Source organism: Sporosarcina sp. (assembly GCF_029257255.1).
GTDB lineage: Bacteria > Bacillota > Bacilli > Bacillales_A > Planococcaceae > Sporosarcina.
The window spans coordinates 71,677-88,444 of sequence record NZ_JARICI010000009.1; the positions used below are offsets into that span (position 1 = coordinate 71,677).

At 43.8% G+C, this 16,768-nt stretch carries 21 protein-coding genes, 3 pseudogenes and 1 riboswitch; of the genes and pseudogenes, 10 read left to right on the forward strand and 14 right to left on the reverse strand.

What is annotated here, in order from left to right:
* Window positions 1-60 precede the first annotated feature (60 nt).
* Entirely contained in the window at window positions 61-333 is a 273-nt protein-coding gene (locus Q1J64_RS02415; RefSeq protein ID WP_301107502.1) for a translation initiation factor 2, read from the forward strand.
* A gap of 21 nt (window positions 334-354) precedes the next feature.
* On the opposite strand, the gene Q1J64_RS02420 is transcribed toward Q1J64_RS02415, so the two are convergent.
* The 12 genes and pseudogenes from Q1J64_RS02420 to Q1J64_RS02475 all read right to left on the reverse strand — a co-directional run bounded on the left by Q1J64_RS02420 (window position 355) and on the right by Q1J64_RS02475 (window position 8,688).
* On the reverse strand, window positions 355-840 hold the full coding sequence (locus Q1J64_RS02420) for a hypothetical protein (protein WP_301107503.1): 486 nt from the start codon (window positions 838-840) through the stop codon (window positions 355-357).
* Entirely contained in the window at window positions 827-1,075 is a 249-nt protein-coding gene (locus Q1J64_RS02425; protein ID WP_301107504.1) for a hypothetical protein, read from the reverse strand. The genes Q1J64_RS02420 and Q1J64_RS02425 overlap by 14 nt, the downstream gene beginning before the upstream one ends.
* 280 nt (window positions 1,076-1,355) lie before the next feature.
* Window positions 1,356-1,934, reverse strand: a complete 579-nt coding sequence (locus tag Q1J64_RS02430; RefSeq protein WP_301107505.1) for a GNAT family N-acetyltransferase — start codon at window positions 1,932-1,934, stop codon at window positions 1,356-1,358.
* A gap of 319 nt (window positions 1,935-2,253) precedes the next feature.
* Window positions 2,254-2,457: pseudogene (locus tag Q1J64_RS02435) on the reverse strand (cyanophycinase); the annotation flags it as partial.
* Window positions 2,458-2,578: 121 nt separating this feature from the next.
* Window positions 2,579-2,950, reverse strand: coding sequence for a VOC family protein (locus Q1J64_RS02440; RefSeq protein ID WP_301107506.1), 372 nt, complete (start codon window positions 2,948-2,950; stop codon window positions 2,579-2,581).
* Between the two features lie 93 nt (window positions 2,951-3,043).
* The gene (locus tag Q1J64_RS02445) at window positions 3,044-3,802 is read right to left on the reverse strand and encodes a sulfite exporter TauE/SafE family protein (RefSeq protein WP_301107507.1); all 759 of its coding nucleotides are present in this window, start codon (window positions 3,800-3,802) and stop codon (window positions 3,044-3,046) included.
* A gap of 75 nt (window positions 3,803-3,877) precedes the next feature.
* Window positions 3,878-4,018, reverse strand: a pseudogene (locus Q1J64_RS02450) (phosphoribulokinase); the annotation flags it as partial.
* 201 nt (window positions 4,019-4,219) lie between these two features.
* A complete protein-coding gene (locus tag Q1J64_RS02455; protein ID WP_301107508.1) occupies window positions 4,220-4,810 on the reverse strand; it encodes a superoxide dismutase family protein in 591 nt (196 codons plus the stop codon).
* Between the two features lie 322 nt (window positions 4,811-5,132).
* On the reverse strand, window positions 5,133-5,522 hold the full coding sequence (locus Q1J64_RS02460; protein ID WP_301107509.1) for an ectoine synthase: 390 nt from the start codon (window positions 5,520-5,522) through the stop codon (window positions 5,133-5,135).
* Between the two features lie 12 nt (window positions 5,523-5,534).
* Complete coding sequence (ectB, locus tag Q1J64_RS02465; protein WP_301107510.1) at window positions 5,535-6,815, reverse strand: diaminobutyrate--2-oxoglutarate transaminase; 1,281 nt, start codon at window positions 6,813-6,815, stop codon at window positions 5,535-5,537.
* A gap of 64 nt (window positions 6,816-6,879) precedes the next feature.
* Window positions 6,880-7,404, reverse strand: coding sequence for a diaminobutyrate acetyltransferase (gene ectA / locus Q1J64_RS02470; RefSeq protein ID WP_301107511.1), 525 nt, complete (start codon window positions 7,402-7,404; stop codon window positions 6,880-6,882).
* 603 nt (window positions 7,405-8,007) lie between these two features.
* The gene (locus Q1J64_RS02475) at window positions 8,008-8,688 is read right to left on the reverse strand and encodes a phosphoribosylaminoimidazolesuccinocarboxamide synthase (RefSeq protein WP_301107512.1); all 681 of its coding nucleotides are present in this window, start codon (window positions 8,686-8,688) and stop codon (window positions 8,008-8,010) included.
* 167 nt (window positions 8,689-8,855) lie between these two features.
* Here Q1J64_RS02475 and Q1J64_RS02480 point away from each other — a divergent pair, with 167 nt between their 5' ends.
* The 9 genes and pseudogenes from Q1J64_RS02480 (at window position 8,856) to Q1J64_RS02515 (ending at window position 14,806) form a co-directional block, all read left to right on the forward strand.
* Window positions 8,856-9,077 carry a heavy-metal-associated domain-containing protein gene (locus tag Q1J64_RS02480; protein ID WP_301107513.1) on the forward strand — a complete coding sequence of 74 codons (222 nt, stop codon included), beginning with the start codon at window positions 8,856-8,858 and terminating at the stop codon, window positions 9,075-9,077.
* 14 nt (window positions 9,078-9,091) lie between these two features.
* On the forward strand, window positions 9,092-9,454 hold the full coding sequence (locus Q1J64_RS16640) for a hypothetical protein (protein ID WP_367183379.1): 363 nt from the start codon (window positions 9,092-9,094) through the stop codon (window positions 9,452-9,454).
* A gap of 12 nt (window positions 9,455-9,466) precedes the next feature.
* Window positions 9,467-10,993: pseudogene (locus Q1J64_RS02485) on the forward strand (heavy metal translocating P-type ATPase); the annotation flags it as partial.
* Window positions 10,971-11,660: a Crp/Fnr family transcriptional regulator gene (locus Q1J64_RS02490; RefSeq protein WP_301107514.1), complete on the forward strand. Its 690-nt coding sequence runs from the start codon at window positions 10,971-10,973 to the stop codon at window positions 11,658-11,660. The pseudogene Q1J64_RS02485 and the gene Q1J64_RS02490, both read left to right, overlap by 23 nt.
* 66 nt (window positions 11,661-11,726) lie before the next feature.
* Window positions 11,727-11,835: riboswitch (TPP riboswitch) on the forward strand.
* Between the two features lie 86 nt (window positions 11,836-11,921).
* Window positions 11,922-12,524, forward strand: coding sequence for a thiamine phosphate synthase (locus Q1J64_RS02495; RefSeq protein ID WP_301107515.1), 603 nt, complete (start codon window positions 11,922-11,924; stop codon window positions 12,522-12,524).
* Window positions 12,525-12,737: a sulfur carrier protein ThiS gene (gene thiS / locus Q1J64_RS02500; RefSeq protein ID WP_301107516.1), complete on the forward strand. Its 213-nt coding sequence runs from the start codon at window positions 12,525-12,527 to the stop codon at window positions 12,735-12,737. It abuts the gene before it with no gap.
* Window positions 12,734-13,507: a thiazole synthase gene (locus Q1J64_RS02505; protein ID WP_301107517.1), complete on the forward strand. Its 774-nt coding sequence runs from the start codon at window positions 12,734-12,736 to the stop codon at window positions 13,505-13,507. The genes thiS and Q1J64_RS02505 overlap by 4 nt, the downstream gene beginning before the upstream one ends.
* Window positions 13,504-14,520, forward strand: a complete 1,017-nt coding sequence (locus Q1J64_RS02510) for a ThiF family adenylyltransferase (RefSeq protein ID WP_301107518.1) — start codon at window positions 13,504-13,506, stop codon at window positions 14,518-14,520. Before Q1J64_RS02505 ends, Q1J64_RS02510 begins: the two co-directional genes overlap by 4 nt.
* Window positions 14,521-14,581: 61 nt before the next feature.
* Window positions 14,582-14,806, forward strand: a complete 225-nt coding sequence (locus tag Q1J64_RS02515; RefSeq protein WP_301107519.1) for a hypothetical protein — start codon at window positions 14,582-14,584, stop codon at window positions 14,804-14,806.
* A gap of 221 nt (window positions 14,807-15,027) precedes the next feature.
* Here the strand turns inward: Q1J64_RS02515 and Q1J64_RS02520 are convergent, their stop codons facing one another.
* Together Q1J64_RS02520 and Q1J64_RS02525 are read right to left on the reverse strand one after the other, a co-directional pair.
* Window positions 15,028-15,693: an ABC transporter ATP-binding protein gene (locus tag Q1J64_RS02520; RefSeq protein WP_301107520.1), complete on the reverse strand. Its 666-nt coding sequence runs from the start codon at window positions 15,691-15,693 to the stop codon at window positions 15,028-15,030.
* 3 nt (window positions 15,694-15,696) lie between these two features.
* Window positions 15,697-16,767 carry an ABC transporter permease gene (locus Q1J64_RS02525; RefSeq protein ID WP_301107521.1) on the reverse strand — a complete coding sequence of 357 codons (1,071 nt, stop codon included), beginning with the start codon at window positions 16,765-16,767 and terminating at the stop codon, window positions 15,697-15,699.
* Window position 16,768 lies beyond the last annotated feature (1 nt).

Consider the following 16,768-nt stretch of genomic DNA (forward strand, 5'->3'; position numbering starts at 1 on the left):
TTGTTAACTACCTCATATATATATAAGAACAACCCATCTTATCATTGAGGATGTGAGCGAATGAATAAAAAAGATAATAATCAGACAGAGGAAAAAGTGGAGTCGGCAGAAATTTATGCGGCTAAACTTTCATTTATCGGTTCCGCCCTTTCCACATTGGGCGATGGTCTTCAAACATTAGCTGCGGGAATTGCACTGCAGGAATTGATAAATGCAACGAACGACAGCCAAACATCAGATCAAGCGAATCAGCTCGAACAAATACAAATACAACTGGACTACTTAACAAGAAAAATAGAAAGCATGGAGCGCAGAAGTTACGGCCAGTTTTGAGTCTCAGACTGGCTTTCGACTTTATTTATTTTTTAACAACTGCCACAGTTGCAGCCCATCAGACTTGTGACCTGCATACGAACCCATCCAACGTGGATAAGTGACTGGGATTACGGTGCTGACGAACTGAATAAGATTAGCTATTGAAGCCCCCCAAAAAAATGATCGGAAATCGCCATGTGACACCGACATGGCCATGCCTGCGAATACAAACACCAGCGTCAGCGACATAACAGGTCCCCCAGCCAAAGCCGCCGCTCTCTGCCGCTTATTTAAATTCCCTTCCCAATAAACAAAGCCTGCAAAGGAATAAACGATATGAAAATGGAGTCTTCCCAACCTGAAATTTTCTATATTCTTCTCACTTTTACTCCCTAAGTAAATATCTACTCTGGACCTGAACGTAGCTATGACTCCCAGGCCATGACCTACCTCGTGCAGCAACGTACTCAGTGGCAAAACCGTTAGATAGAATAACAAGATGAATAGTATATTACCTACCTCCACTTGTCACCTCTCCATTATTAACCAGATACACAACACCCACTATGATGACTGCTACAGCCGAAAGAATCAGCGAATATCGGGAGATGCTGATGAAGTATTCGTAATAAGGCTTCTCTGTAAAATAAAGTGCGCGATCCATCATCATTTCTGGCTCCTGTTTGGGAAAGAATATAAATAGGAATGAAAACGAAAAAACAAAACTGTACATTCCAGTTTTCACTAATAGTTTTTCCAATAGGATTCACCTCCCAGCAATTAGTTTTTTCTAGTGAAATATCATTTACTGCTCTCTTCAGTTAAAAACTTCATTCTGCCGTCAGTCATGAAACTTTTAGCCATATAATAAGCGCTTGCAGTAAATAGCTGCGTGTTAACTTCATTGGACTCTTATGCAAATACGTTGATTTTATTGTTTTCCATTTATTCATGGCCAATCTCCTTTCCATCTCACATCCTAGTTGTATAAGATTGATTTTAAAAAGAGCAAACCATTACACTGGTTTGCTCTTTTGCTTTCATTTTATCAAATTCATTTCCCAATCTTTTCTAAGCAAACCCATAACAAAAATATCATGGTACTTACCGAATCTAAAAAGCTCTTCCCTTAAAGTGCCTTCTAAGTGAAATCCGCACTTTTCATAAGAGCTAACCGCCCTTTTATTATAACTGAAGACTTGAAGTTTCACTTTATTCACATTCATATAACCAAAAATGAAATCAAGTAAAACTTTCATTGCATCTGTCCCATAACCTTTTTCTTGATAATCAGGACCAACAGATATTCCAACATGACAAGTGCTATTGTTCCAGTTAACTAAATAAACAGCAATAGTTCCAATGAATACTTTTTCATCTTTCAGTTCAATAGCAAACATGTAGTCTTCTTTCTCAGAACTAATCTCACCAAGAAACTTTTCATGATCTGCATCAGTAGGCGGGAATGGTATTCCATCGTTCATTAGTAGACGACTTTCCATTACATCCTCGATGTTTGAATAAAACTTGTAATCTGCCTTTGTAATTTTTCGCAAAGTTACTTGGTCACCAGTTAAATAATTCTTTATATATTGCTTGATCAACTTAGATTCCCCCATATTTTTGCAGGGGTTGCAGTAAAGGGGAGAAATTACTGTACCCCTGCGACGTTTTTTTGTTCCTCTGTACTTTTATAAACGTCTACCACAATGCTCGATAACATAGGCCAATCTCCTTTTTCATATGATCTGTTAATTATAGGTCAGATTATTACAATTAGTCAAACAATGTCAGAGGTTCGTAAATTTTTATTATACAAGATCCCTGTTCAGTATTAGCATACTACTATTAAACCATTGTTCTGCGCTGCACGACTCTCCTTAACTAAGTTTTAAATAGAAGCCCTTGCGTAAAGAAATTCCAAAGCATTCACCCCAACTAGAGCGTCTCCTGCAATTTCTGAATCTTTGAGTGGGAAATTAAATATACATTGCCAAAAATGTCGACTTTGTCTCCCTTTACACGTACTGCGCAATCTTTGTTTGACGCATAAATATTCATTTCTTCCGATAAGGGAGACAGTTCGTTTTGAACAAGCTCCATATTATTTTCTAGATCAAAATGAGACAGGACAGAAAAATCACCGACAGCATCGACAGTGCCTGTGTGCCAAACAACTTATAAACAATTCAGAATAGCGTTTGAGTTGTGTGGTACACAGGCACTCCCACATCTTTGAGTTGTGTGGTACACAGGCACTCCCTTATTCATCCGATACCTTCTGAATCATCTCCACCCGATTACCAAAAGGATCACGGAATTCGAACCGGTCAAAGCCGGGGATCGGTACGCCTTCAATAATTTGAATATCATGCCGGCCCAATACACTTCTCCAATGAGATATATCATCCACCTGATAAGCTAAATGAGCTTTAGTCGTCAATCTATCAAAGCCCTCTTCTGTACCTACATGAACTTCTTGATCTCCAACTTCTAGCCAAAACCCGCCGCGTCCCTTTAATGATTCAGGCTTTTCTTTTTCGGCTAAGCCCAAGATTCCACAATAAAACCGTTTCCCTTCTTCTTCTGTGCCCACTGGAATAGTAATCTGTGCATGATGCAATCCGATAATCATATAATATCTCCTCCATTTAAAATGGTGCCTGTGCGCCAAACAACTTTAATACTATTCAGTATAGTCCATTAATTATACAGTGCACAGCAACCCTCATAATGATTGCGCTCCGTTCATCAGCAAGACGGTACCAAGTACGACAAGAAGGAGAAATACATAGCGTTCGAATTTTTCATTCGGAATACGGCGCTGTATAAAAACACCCAACACAGTCGCGTGCACGATGACAGGAAATGAATAGCCATATAGTATAAATACTTCTTTCGTCCATAAGCCGCCGAGTGCCTGTCCAGCTACAATGAAAATACCCGAGATAAGAAAGTGGGCTTGCAGTGTCCCCCGAAAACGCTGTGGTTCCCAGCGCCGCAGCGTTCCGTATACAACAACAGGAACACCGTGTGAATTATAGGCACTGCCGAGAATCCCAGAAATTAAACCAGCAGGCAGTGCCCAAAATTTATTCTTTAGTCTCGCCTGAATATGTTCATTTGAACATAAGTGTTTACTAAATGAGTAGGTGCCATATACAAGTAAGAAGAAGCCAAGCGCAATAGTGATGATCGTTTCAGGGAGCTTTACAACAAGTAAAATGCCTAAGGGGATCCCCGCTAGCGCACCAATCACCAGGCGAATTAAAGCCGGGCGGTCTACATAACTCCAACCTGAAACAGCGGTAAATAAAGCTACAGTCAGTCCCACTAATCCAATTAAGGAAATTGATATGTGCAAGTCTAGCGATAATAGCGCGAGAAGCGGCATACTGACAACAGCTTCGCCGAAACCAAAGGTCGAACGTGACAGCGCTCCGATAAAAACTGCGATAACCACTAATATAATAAGTGAAACAGACATTACCATCATAACTCCATTATCTAAAGTTTATTTGCCTCTAAAAATACAGATGACTTTTCGATACATATCCCCTCAAGAATGCTTTCGTATGTCGGAACTGACAAGTTGTTTGGAAAACGTTGTTTTGCCTGCCGCACCATGTCCTGAAATACCAATTATAATTTGTTCATTAGTCGCATTGATCCACTCTTTGATCTCTTGTAATAACGTCTCCATTACTCTTTCCTTTTAAGATATTCTCTTGCGTTTGCTATGACGTTATCAATACTCTAATTTTATCACACTAGTATGACAAGAGGTGCCTGTGTGCCAAACGATTTCAAAACTATTCTGAATAGCGTCTGAATTGCACGGTGCACAGGCACCCTGTCGAATCAAAAAACAGCCTCTCCGCAAAGAGAAGCTGCATACATTTCATTATTTAGAAAGGTTTTCGGAAGTGATTTCCGCACAGGCAAATGGCTTACCTGAATCCCCTGCCGGATCCGTCTTATAATCGTCTTCTCCTTCGTGGATGACAAGTGCTGTGCCGCCGTCATCAATCAATGAATTCTCTTTACCAAGATCCAGTGTCACGGCATCTGTTGTGATATGGACTTCTGCATTGCCGTTTTCATCCGCTTCAAGATTTTCTAAATCTCCCGCATGGTATCCTTTGGGATTATCGAAACCGTGCTCTTTACCTTCAGGATTAAAATGTCCGCCAGCAGATGCCTTGAAGTCTGGTGCCGTACATACGCCATTTTCATGGATATGGATACCGTGCTTGCCTGGTATAAGGCCCGTTGCTGTGATATCCATCGCCACGCCGCCATTTTCAGCACGAATTACAGCTGAACCAATGTTTTCTCCATCTGTGTTGATAATTGGTGCAGTGATTTCCGAAGCAGCCGTCTCCTCTTGCTCCACACCGCTTTCTCCGCCGCTGACCGGCACCTTTTCTTTGGCGGTGTTACAGCCCGCCGTCAATAAAACAGCACCCAGTACGATGCCAGGTAATTTCCACATAGTTACTGCCTCCTTATTAATGCTATGTACATTCTTTCCTGTTCATTGGGAAATATTCAATGAACCTCTATTTGTCTATACCCTGATTTCCTTTCAGTTAACATTTCAGGAAATCGAAAATATGGCTATGAGCTTAGAAACGTTCTTTATGAGCATACCGGGAATGGTTATGAGCATGTTCCGTAGGGCTATGAGCACGTGGCACCGAGGTATGAGCGGAGGGCCAAGAGTTATGAGCGTTCAGGATCTTTTCCAAATTTTCACGCACAACAAAAAGCTCCAAAGCAGGAAACTTTCCGCTTTGGAGCTTCTAACTTGTTATTCAGTCTTCCAGCAATGGATAGACACCGTTCTCGTCATGAGTTTCCGTTCCTACAAGCGGCGGATTGAATACGCAGATTAAGCGCATATCTTCCTTGCCGCCACGAAGGTAATGCTCATCATTTTCATTCAAAGCATACATCGTACCGTTTTTGATCGGGTAGACTTTGCCGTCCGAAGTAGTTTCAATTTCACCATCTCCAGCAACACAATAAACAGCTTCTAAATGGTTTTGATAATGAATATGCGTTTCCGTTCCGGCATAAATAATCGTTTCATGGAATGAAAAGCCCATATTATCTTTCTTCAGTAAGAAGCGGCGGCTGGACCACGTTTCTGCCTTTGTTTCGTTTTCGCTTCCAATAATCTCATCTACATTACGTACAATCACAAGTATCTCTCCTTAATTCTTAACGATATCTTCAATTGCTTCTTCTAAAATATCGAACCCTTTGTGGATTCCCTTTTCATCCATAGTCAATGAACCGAGGAATTTCACAACTTCCCCTTCTGGTCCGGACGTTTCAATGATCAAGCCTTTTTCAAACGCTTTCTCACAGATTTTATCTGCATAGTCTTCCTTACCCTCACCACAGACAATACCCTGCATAAAACCGCGTCCGCGTGTTGTCGCCTTCAGCTCAGGATAGTCTTCAACAATTGTTTCCATGCGCTCTGTAATAAGCTTAGATTTTTCTTGTACCGATTTAGCGAATTCATCTGTTTCCCAGTACGATAGAGCTTCTGTAGCTGTTAAAATCGCCATGTTGTTACCGCGGAATGTTCCGTTATGCTCAGCAGGGCCGAATTTATCATACTCCGGTTTGATCAGCGTCAAGGCAAGCGGCAATCCGTAGCCTCCAATGGATTTAGACAGACAGACGATATCGGGCTTGATACCGGCCGGTTCGAAACTGAAAAATGTTCCAGTGCGTCCGCAGCCTGCCTGCACATCGTCAACAATTAGCAGAATATCGTAGTTGCGGCAGAGACGCTCGACTTCGCGTAGCCATTCAAAGCTTGCAGGGTTAATACCGCCTTCACCTTGAACCGTTTCCAGGATCATCGCAGCAGGCAAATCTAAACCGCTGCTCGCATCAGCCAGATACTTTTTCAGGAAAGTCAGTGACTGGCCTTCATCTAAAAACGTATCAAACGGCATAGATGTTGTATTATTCAACGGCACACCTGCACCGCCGCGGTTGTATGAATTGCCTGTAACCGACAATGCACCAAGCGTCATACCATGGAAACCGTTCGTAAAGCTGACAATGTTCTGGCGTCCTGTCACTTTGCGCGCGATTTTCAGTGCACTTTCCACTGTATTCGTCCCTGTAGGTCCAGGAAACATTACTTTATAATTCATGTTTCTAGGCTCCAAGATCACTTCGTTAAATCGTTCAAGAAACTCTTTTCGAACTGTCGTACCCATATCCAGACTGTGCGCAATACCGTCATCCATAATATAGTCGACTAATTTTTTCTTCATTTTTTCATTGTTGTGGCCGTAGTTCAAAGCACCTGCGCCGGCAAAGAAATCAATATACTCCTTACCTTCTGTGTCCCACATCTTGTAGCCTTTTGCTCTCTCGAATACTGTAGGGAAACTTCTGCTGTAACTTCTCACTTGCGACTCACGATTCTCAAATACTTCCATTACCTTCTGACTTTTTGTCAGTACCATGTGTAATTAATTCCTCCGTTAAATTTAGTATTTTCGCATGACCTGTGCGGCAGCCGGCTCTATTTTAGAATGGCCCTATGCGGAACAATTCTTCTGCTTCATGTTCTCCGCCTGGAAACAGATCTTCCGTGTAGCCGTCTGTAATCCGGTATTCTGCATTCAAATCACGCGCCAATCCTTTAAACAGCTTAGTGGACGGGACATTAGATGGCGTAACTGTCGCTTCCAGATATTTTACGTTCTTGCATGCCTGACCCTGCAGAATAGCATGCAGCATGCGGGACGCCAAGCCTTTACCACGTGCCGACTCATCGACCGCCACCTGCCAGATAAACAACGTATCCGGTGATTTCGGCTGAATGAAGCCTGATATAAAACCGACCACTTTCCCGTGATCTTCCACAGTGATACTCGTTTCACTGAAGTGGTCAACCCACAGTAAATAACTGTACGAAGAATTCACGTCAAGCACTTTCGAATCTTTAATAACCTGCCAAATTCGCTTCCCGTCTTTCACAGTCGGTCTGCGGAAAATGTACGGATCATTCGGATCGTGTCCTGCAATAGTATAGTTATGATGTTTCTCCAAATATTTCCCCTCCAAGTCTTATCATCTGCGTATTGACGCAAATGGTCATTCTCTGAAAATTTCTAAAGATGGATTCATTACTGTTCTTACCCGCGAGTACGGTGATTTCAAACAAGTTTTATTAAATAGTCATAATCGTGAGGTTTTTTAAAGACCAAGTATAGATACTCGGCAGACTCCTGTAAGAGCCCGGTGGATTTAGCAAGGGTACATACGTAGAAAAGCCAAATGGAGATTGTTACTGGCCACTGGGTGCTGAATTTCTGCCTTGCGGTATGAAGAGCAAAAAAGAGCGCCTATACAAAAGCGGGGAGCTTTTGTTCATGTAAAACAGCTAGATATTCGCTGATATGAAAGACACTTTCATCATCTTGAATTTACTGCCATACGCATTCATCCGACCAACGTTCATACACTGGTGAAGAAGCTGACTACGTGTCTCCTCTGACTGGTTGTAATTATAGGAAACTATGAAAACGTTGTCAACAGTAAATATATGATTTTATTTATTTGATGAAAAAATAAAGAGCTGTCAAGACAGTCAGCGTATGGCCTCAGCGGAAATAAAAAAAACCGGAAACTTTTTTAGTTTCCGGCGGCTGTTTATGAAAATAATAACTTTTCTAATTTCATTGGTGCAATATAGGTTTCACCTTGATAAACACGCATATTACCGCCCGATATTTCATCGATCAGCATGATGTTTCCTTCTGGATCGCGTCCGAATTCCAATTTTATGTCATACAGGTCTAACCCTTTTTCAGCCATTTCATTCTTAACTACTTCAGAAATACGTTTCGTTAACTCTTGTAAGTTTTTAAATTCCTCATGCGTCAGAATTCCAAGCTGGGCAAGTGCATCTTCTGAAATCGGAGGATCCTGGCGCTCGTCATCCTTCAGAGTCACTTCGACAAATGCGTCAAGCGTCTGACCCTCATCACAGTATTGTCCGTATCTGCGCAAGAAACTTCCGACTGCACGGAATCGGCAAATAACTTCTAAACCATTCCCAAAAACAGTAGCAGGCTTGACTGTCATCGTCACTTCATCCAAATCAGCAGCAATATAATGTGTCGGAATTTGCTGCTCCGCCAGCTTTTCAAAAAAGTACTGCGTCATGCGAAGTCCCGATTTCCCTGCACCTTCTATTGTCAGGCCGACTGTATTGGCGCCTGGATCGAATACGCCGTCTTCTCCTGTTACATCATCCTTAAATTTCAACAGCACATGGCCGTCTTCCAATCGATAGACGTCTTTTGTCTTACCAGAATATGTTAGCTTCATACGAACGTTTCTCCCCATTTCATGAATAATGTTCTTCTTTTTAAGTATAATGCATTTTGTCCTGAAGAAAAAGTAAGGATTACAGAAAACTTGATGCAGGTCAAGGAATCATTTCTAAAACCATCCTATACTTAACGTAACAAATACAAACAAAGAGGATGAGATCAATGAAAAAAGCCATTTTCCGAATGGAGCCGTTCAGCTGCCCATCATGTGTCAAAAAAATAGAAAATGCTTTATTCAAAGCGAAAGGCGTACAACAGGTGAAAGTTTTATTTCATTCGGATAAAGTACGTATTCAGTTTGATGAAGCAATCGTGTCAGCCGGTGAATTGCAGGAACTTGTCGAAAAGCTCGGATATCCAGTGCTCAGTCAAAAGGTCGCTTAAAAGGAGATATTTACATGAATGCCAGACGAACCGTACAGATCACCGCCATCTCTGCAATACTTCTTGGAATTGCAATAGTTTTTCACATTGTCGGTTGGCATAATGCGCGCCAGCTGACACTGATTACTTCCACGTTCCTTGCAGGAATACCCATTGCCAGTAAAGCGTTCAAAACCGCCCGAATGAAAACGTTCAGTATAGAACTGCTTGTCACGATTGCTGTCATCAGGGCAATGCTTATTGGAGAGTACGTGGAATCTGCAGCTGTGACATTCCTGTTTTTATTCGGTGCAATGCTCGAAATTCGAACCATGGAAAAAACACGCTCCTCGCTCAAGGCACTGACTAATTTAGCACCACTTGAAGCTCGGGTGTAGCGGGACGGTGAACTATTGACTATCCCAGTCGATGAAGTGGAAATGGGTGACAGAATTATCATCCGTTCAGGTGAAAAAGTTGCTGTAGATGGTGCCATTATTTTAGGTAGCGCAAATCTGAATGAAGCAGCCATTACAGGTGAATCCGTATTGGCCGCTAAAACGCTCGATGATCAGGTATTCAGCGGCACTATCGTAGATCACGGCTATATTGAAGTACAGGCAGAAAGAGTTGGCGATGATACGACTTTCTCTCGTATTATCGAATTAGTGGAAGAAGCACAGGAAACCAAGTCCAAAACAGAAAAGTTTCTGGAACACTTCGCCAATATGTACACACCATCAATTGTTGTGTTGGCAGTGCTGGTCTATCTATTCACAAGAAATATTGAAATGACGCTGACTTTCCTCGTGATTGCCTGTCCAGGAGCACTCGTCATTTCCGCGCCTGTTTCAATCGTTGCAGGAATCGGCAACGGAGCAAGAAACGGTGTTCTGATAAAGGGCGGCGAAGTGATGGAGCAACTTGCAAAAATTGATACGGTTGTCTTTGATAAAACTGGCACTTTGACACGCGGACGACCTGAGGTAACGGATATTCATTCAATTAGAATGAAGAAAGAAGAGTTGCTGCGTCTGACAGTTGAGGCCGAAATGATTTCCGAACATCATCTCGGCCAGACAATTGTTAAGGAAGCGAAAAAACGTAATATTCCACTCCTCAACCAACCGAAACAAACAGAAGTGGTAAAAGGAAACGGCATACTTGCTGTAATAGAAGGAAATCACCTCGCTGTCGGCAACAGAAAACTGATGGATACAGAAGGAATCTCGATCAATACCGAAATGGAAATGTATGCACTTAAGCGCGAAAGGGAGGGAAATGCAGCAGTTTTCGTCAGTATTTCCCGGGAAATTGCGGGGATTATTTCCATAACCGACAGAATTCGTCCTGAAGCGGCAGAAGCCATTGAAAAACTGCGTAAGAACGGCGTGAAACAAATTATCATGCTGACCGGCGATAACCGTCACACGGCAGAACTCGTCAGTGAGGAGCTTGGTCTCGATGCCGTGTATTCGGAATTATTGCCTGAAGATAAAGTGGCAGCTGTCCAGCTTTTGAAAGAGCAGGGACATCGCGTTGCTATGGCTGGCGACGGAATCAACGATGCACCCGCCATCGCCACTGCGGATATTGGTCTGTCCATGGGAGATGGCGGAACAGATATTGCGATGGAAACTGCTGATGTTGTCCTAATGGCAGACCGGCTTGATCAGTTCGCCCATGCTCATGCGCTGGCAAAAGCAACCGTACGGAATATGAAGCAAAACACTTTCTTCGCAGTTGGAACTGTATTCTTCTTGCTGCTCGGTGTACTGATCGGAAAGGTGTTCCTAGCGTCCGGCATGTTCATCCACGAAGTCAGTGTACTTCTTGTGATCCTAAACGCCATACGTCTAATACGCTATACTAGTGACAAACCATCTATCCGTAAACAAAAAGAGGTGCTGACTAATGAATCAGGAATCACAGAGTAACACAGATCATCACCGCTCCTGCGTGTCACTTGTCCCCCTTTTCAATCATTTGGACGAGAGTCAGATGAATCAAGTCATACAGCTGGCACACAGCGTCACACATCCACGCGGTGAAACAATTTATCATCAAGGCGAACGTTCCGAGGGTTTATATATCTTGCATAAAGGGCGAATCAAAGTATACCGGCTTTCTGAAAACGGCAAAGAACAGCTGGTGCGGATACTGGAACCCGGAGATTTCACGGGAGAACTTTCATTATTTGATGACACACCGCATGATGCTTTCGCGGAAACATTGGAAGCGGTTGAAATATGTATGATTGAACGCGATCAAATGCAGGAACTTCTGCAGCAACATCCAGCTATCTCACTAAAAATGCTGGCAGAATTCTCTTCGCGGCTGGCTGATACGGAACAACGGGCAGCGCGGATTGCCATGGAATCTGCTGAAACACGAGTTGCACTATATCTCGCAGATTTATCAGAACAACAGCACAACCTGACTATAGAGCTGCCGATGAACCGAAAAGATCTGGCTTCACACCTCGGCACGACACCCGAGACAATCAGCCGTAAATTAAGCAGTTTTGAAGAACAGGGTTGGATACATCAGATAGGCATGAAGATAGTAGAAATAGTAGATTTGGACGCGCTGCTGCTAGTATGATAAAGAATTTATGAAGCTCTTTTCTTTCATGGCAGTAAATGCTATGCTGAATAGGAAACTAACTATTTCGACCATTAGGGGAATCCTTTACAAGGACTGAGAAAAGAGTGTGGCTCTGAAACCCTTATTACCTGAACAGGTTTGTACCTGCGGAGGGAAGTGGCGAGTCTGACGCATTCTAAGTTTTTTTGGCGTTCATTGACCGATCCACCACTTTCCGATTCAGGAAAGTGGTTTTTTGTTGTGGAGGTGGAGTGCCAAATGAAATTAATCGGTGTGACGGATGACCGTCATACCGTCAACGACCTGTTGATGAAGCTACAGCAAACTGAACAATATTTCGATGCGTTCATTCTGCGGGAGAAATCCAAAACAGATGAACAAATTAAGGAATTGATCAATCGTCTGAAGACCGTTCATTTTCCAATGGAGAAACTGATTCTGCATGCGAGACCTGACTTGGCAAGCTACTTGTTCCTATCAAATGTTCAGCTGACAGGCTATGGGCTGTCTTTGCGAGATGCACGGGCACACTTCCCTTCGATTCACTTCGGGCGCTCTGTACATTCATTGCTGGAAGCTAAACAGGCGGAAGTAGAAGGCGCGGACTGGCTGCTTTACGGCCATGTGTACGAAACCCAGTCAAAAGAAGGACTGGATCCGCGCGGGACGGAAGAACTTTTCACGATTGCCGCTTCCTGCACTGTGCCAGTCTATGCTATCGGCGGAATCAAGCCGGGGCATCTGCCTGATTTGAGAAGTAACGGCGTAGCAGGTGCAGCAATTCTATCACCGCTGAGCTGTGAAAATGCAGTGGTTGCCGTAAATGCCTACAGAAATATGATAGACAATGAAATGGAGTGAATGACAGTGGAACGAATCATTGACTTGAACGGCAAATCTTATTCTGTCGTAAAGGAAGTAGAAAACGTCCAGCAACTGCTCGAGCATCTGGACCTCAGGGACCGGATTTTAATTGTCGAAAAGAACAAAGAAATACTGCAAAAGGAAAGCTACGACGTACCAATTATGGACAGAGATCAAATTGAAATCATACACTTTGTAGGAGGCGGATGAAGATGTTACAAATCGCAGATAAGAAGTTTTCTTCACGTTTATTATTAGGGACAGGAAAATACCCTTCATTTGAAGCACAAAAAGAAGCAGTTGCTGTGTCGGAAGCAGAGATCCTGACGTTTGCAGTGCGCCGCATGAATATTTTCGAAGACTCACAACCGAATTTCCTGGAGCAATTAGATTTAACTCGCTATACCCTACTGCCGAATACTGCCGGTGCAAGCACAGCGGAAGAAGCAGTGCATATCGCGAAGCTCGCAAAAGCTTCAGGACTATGCGATATGGTCAAAGTGGAGATTATCGGCTGTAGCCGTTCGCTTCTGCCAGATCCTGTCGAAACTTTGCGCGCATCGGAAATGTTGCTTGAAGAAGGTTTCATTGTACTTCCATATACGTCTGACGATGTGGTGCTTGCGCGTAAACTATGCGAGCTTGGCGTACATGCTATCATGCCGGGTGCAGCACCGATTGGTTCAGGCAGAGGCATTCTGAACCCGTTGAACTTATCCTTAATCATTGAGCAATCGGATGTGCCGGTAATTGTTGATGCAGGGATCGGCTCGCCAAAAGATGCTGCCTATGCGATGGAACTTGGGGCTGACGGTGTCCTTTTAAACACTGCAGTCTCGGAAGCTGCAGACCCTGTGAAGATGGCAGAAGCAATGAAACTTGCAATCAAAGCAGGACGCCTCGGATATCATGCAGGACGCATGCCTGCACGTGATTATGGAGTAGCAAGCAGCCCGCTCGAAGGTCTCGTTACAAATTGAGCCAAAAATATTCTAGGCAGGAGCTGTTTGCACCAATTGGAAAAGAAGGTCAGAAGCGAATTCGCGCGGCGAAAGTATTCATTCTCGGTGCAGGAGCGCTCGGTTCTTCCGGGGCTGAAATGCTCGTACGTGCGGGAGTCGGTGAAGTTACGATTGTCGACCGCGATATTTTGGAGTGGACCAATCTGCACCGCCAGCAACTGTACGCCGAAGAAGATGTAGTTGCCCAATTGCCAAAAGCAGCTGCCGCAGAAAAGCGGTTGCGCGCAATCAACAGCGATGTGAAAATCAATGGCATCGTAGCGGACGTAACACCTCGAAATGTCCTGGAGCTATTCGAAGGCCATGATTTCGTGCTCGACGGAACGGACAATATCGAAACACGTCTTCTAGCTAATGATGCCTGCCTGCAGCTGGGTCTCCCGTTCTTTATGGGAGCCTGCGTCGGTAGCTACGGCCTGACATTTCCGATCGGCGTTGCGGAAGATCAGCCTTGCCTGCACTGCCTGCTCGAAGCACTTCCACCACAGTCACTCACTTGTGATACAGTCGGTGTCATCAGCCCGATCGTCGTCACGACGGCTGCACGGCAAACAGCAGAACTTCTAAAATATATTACAGGCGCAGAAATGAATCCGCGTTTGGAATCGACAGATCTCTGGACAGGCGAACGGGCCGCAATGAACGTCAAGAGCATGAAGAAGCCTAGCTGCCCGAGCTGTTCAGACAATCCATCATATCCGTTTTTATCCGCGACAGAAATGGTCCGCACTGCTGTGCTCTGCGGACGCGACACGGTACAGCTTACCTGGCCGAAAAGCCGACAGATCGAACTTGCTGTTTTCGCCGAGACCATTAAAGGCACGGTGTCAAAGTTGGTTCATAATCCTTTTTTGGTTTCGTGTGAATATCACAATCACCGACTCGTCCTGTTTTGCGACGGCCGCATGCTTGTGCACGGAACAAAAGACGTAACGGAAGCGCGAAAAATTGCTGCCGGGCTGCTTGGCTAACTTCTTACTGGTCATTTCTTATTTCCTCATGATACACTAGCCCGAAAAGGAGCCGGTTATGATGAAGGAATTTAAGATCACCTATTTCTTTGACGAAAATCACTACATCAGGCGGTTTGTTCATTTGGATTCATTCGAAGAGGTCCGGCAGCTTGTATATGATGAACGAGGACAATACGTTTCATTCTATGACAGCCGAGACATCTATCATGAACTGGATACGCGCAATGTGCGTGTTGTGCAAATTTCAGAATATCACCGGACAAATAAGACTGCAGAAAAATAGATATAATATGTTCTTTCGGCATCTCGAATGAGGTGCTTTTTTTGTCATTAAAAGCAATAGTTCTATAACGTCTTTGCACATAATTAAAATTTCAATGTTATCTTGACTTACCATTTTGTAAACTACACTATACATATAACAGTTTTATTTTGGGAGAAACACAGATTGATTAATAAAAAACGTGAATGTTTAAACATTCACGTTTGTTTGCTGCACAGGCACTACTCTTGTTCTAACACACCATCAGTCATTCGATAGACCTTATCAAAATACTTGATCAGCCGTGTATCATGCGTCACGACAATGGTCGCTGTCTGCTTTGATTTGGTCTCATCACGCAGCAGCTCCATCACTTCAAATGCACGATCGGAGTCCAGTGACGCAGTCGGCTCATCCGCTAAAATAATAGCCGGATTGCTGAACAGTGCTTTGGCGATCGCCACACGCTGCCGCTCCCCTCCCGACAAGTCGGAAGGATACTTTTTATGCAACTTGGCGATGCCCAGGTCTTCATACAATTGCTTCTGCTCGTCTTTCGGCATATTATTTTTCTTTACTTTATTAAGAAGTTCCATCTGCTCGTCGACTGACAGGAACGGCACCAGATTCGACGCCTGTAAAATAAAACCGATTTCCTGCAGTCGTATCTTTGAACGTTGTTTTTCATTGAGCTTCGACAGCTCGTTCCCATTGATAATCACTTGACCTTCACTCGGAGCCTGTAATCCGCCTGCGACCGTCAGAAACGTACTCTTTCCTGAACCGGATGGACCGATGATAGCAACCAGCTCGCCGCGCTCGACTTTGAAATTCGTTTCCTTCATTGCTTCAACCAGCGTATTCCCTTCGCCAAACGTTTTCTTCGCATTTCGCAGTTCCAATACCATCGTTTATCCTCCTATCGCTTCGAGCGGATCAATCCGGATGATCGTCCATACCGAAATGACTGCCCCTAAAATGGCCACCACAATCAGAATCAGACCGTAAATAATCATTGTCGGCAAATCAAATTGAACAGGTACCGCACTTGGCAGGAAACTTCCCGCCAGCAGCGTCAGTCCAAATCCGACCACAACTCCGATCAGCGCCAAAATGAATGTCTGCGCAACAACGGATTTTGCTAAATAGCCGCTTGAAATCCCCTGTGCCTTCATTAGACCGAACATGCTGATTTTCTGTACGGTCAAAACGTAGAGGAAAATTGCCACAATCGCCGCTGAAATAACAAATAAGAAATAAATCATATACGTCAGCGTCATATTCTGCTCCGTATATCCCGGTAAATTCTCAATGAACGTTTCCATTTCGATAATTTCCATATCATCCGGTGCTTTCAGACTGCTCCAGTTCTTATCTTTAATCACAACCGCGTTGACAATATCCTCATTGATCTCCGCAGCATCGCCGAACTTCAACTTTTGCAGGTCCTCTAGATTCATGTAGAGAACCGGTGCCGCGTTGAATCTTGCCTGGTCAGTAAAACCGACAATCTCAAGCTTCGTATCACTCGAAGATAACTCAAGCATATCGCCAATCTTAAATCCGTCATCTTTCAGCGCGTCTGCTGCAATGACTCCATTTTCCACCGTAAACTCCGCGTCTCCATCGGTCACTTTCGGCATAATGAATTCATCCGGATCTATTCCGAACATAATAACATTTTGTTTGACGTCTCCATTATTTGCGATCGAACCCATCTGACCGACTATCGCTGTTTCATCAGCACCAAGTACATCTGCCTCCGCTTTATCGAGTGCGGACTGATAAAGGCTCTTATCCGATTCCTCCGTCAGCAAAATAGCATCTGCATCCCATTTATCCACTGATTCCCTGTTCATACTCGCCAGGCCGTTTGCCAGCCCCGACAGGAAAAACACTAAGAATGATACGAGCAATAAAATTGATGTGATCAATAAAAATCGTAATTTATTCCGTTTAATTTCGCTCCACGCCAAAAACATC

What these genes read in the sequence shown, in the direction of transcription:
- Q1J64_RS02415 (WP_301107502.1), top strand. Translation starts at nt 61, where the DNA reads ATGAATAAAAAAGATAATAATCAGACAGAGGAAAAAGTGGAGTCGGCA.
- Q1J64_RS02430 (WP_301107505.1), bottom strand. Translation starts at nt 1,934, where the DNA reads ATGGGGGAATCTAAGTTGATCAAGCAATATATAAAGAATTATTTAACT.
- Q1J64_RS02440 (WP_301107506.1), bottom strand. Translation starts at nt 2,950, where the DNA reads ATGATTATCGGATTGCATCATGCACAGATTACTATTCCAGTGGGCACA.
- Q1J64_RS02445 (WP_301107507.1), bottom strand. Translation starts at nt 3,802, where the DNA reads ATGTCTGTTTCACTTATTATATTAGTGGTTATCGCAGTTTTTATCGGA.
- Q1J64_RS02455 (WP_301107508.1), bottom strand. Translation starts at nt 4,810, where the DNA reads ATGTGGAAATTACCTGGCATCGTACTGGGTGCTGTTTTATTGACGGCG.
- ectB (WP_301107510.1), bottom strand. Translation starts at nt 6,815, where the DNA reads ATGGTACTGACAAAAAGTCAGAAGGTAATGGAAGTATTTGAGAATCGT.
- Q1J64_RS02475 (WP_301107512.1), bottom strand. Translation starts at nt 8,688, where the DNA reads ATGAAGCTAACATATTCTGGTAAGACAAAAGACGTCTATCGATTGGAA.
- Q1J64_RS02480 (WP_301107513.1), top strand. Translation starts at nt 8,856, where the DNA reads ATGAAAAAAGCCATTTTCCGAATGGAGCCGTTCAGCTGCCCATCATGT.
- Q1J64_RS16640 (WP_367183379.1), top strand. Translation starts at nt 9,092, where the DNA reads ATGAATGCCAGACGAACCGTACAGATCACCGCCATCTCTGCAATACTT.
- Q1J64_RS02490 (WP_301107514.1), top strand. Translation starts at nt 10,971, where the DNA reads ATGAATCAGGAATCACAGAGTAACACAGATCATCACCGCTCCTGCGTG.
- Q1J64_RS02495 (WP_301107515.1), top strand. Translation starts at nt 11,922, where the DNA reads ATGAAATTAATCGGTGTGACGGATGACCGTCATACCGTCAACGACCTG.
- thiS (WP_301107516.1), top strand. Translation starts at nt 12,525, where the DNA reads ATGACAGTGGAACGAATCATTGACTTGAACGGCAAATCTTATTCTGTC.
- Q1J64_RS02505 (WP_301107517.1), top strand. Translation starts at nt 12,734, where the DNA reads ATGAAGATGTTACAAATCGCAGATAAGAAGTTTTCTTCACGTTTATTA.
- Q1J64_RS02515 (WP_301107519.1), top strand. Translation starts at nt 14,582, where the DNA reads ATGAAGGAATTTAAGATCACCTATTTCTTTGACGAAAATCACTACATC.
- Q1J64_RS02520 (WP_301107520.1), bottom strand. Translation starts at nt 15,693, where the DNA reads ATGGTATTGGAACTGCGAAATGCGAAGAAAACGTTTGGCGAAGGGAAT.
- Q1J64_RS02525 (WP_301107521.1), bottom strand. Translation starts at nt 16,767, where the DNA reads ATGTTTTTGGCGTGGAGCGAAATTAAACGGAATAAATTACGATTTTTA.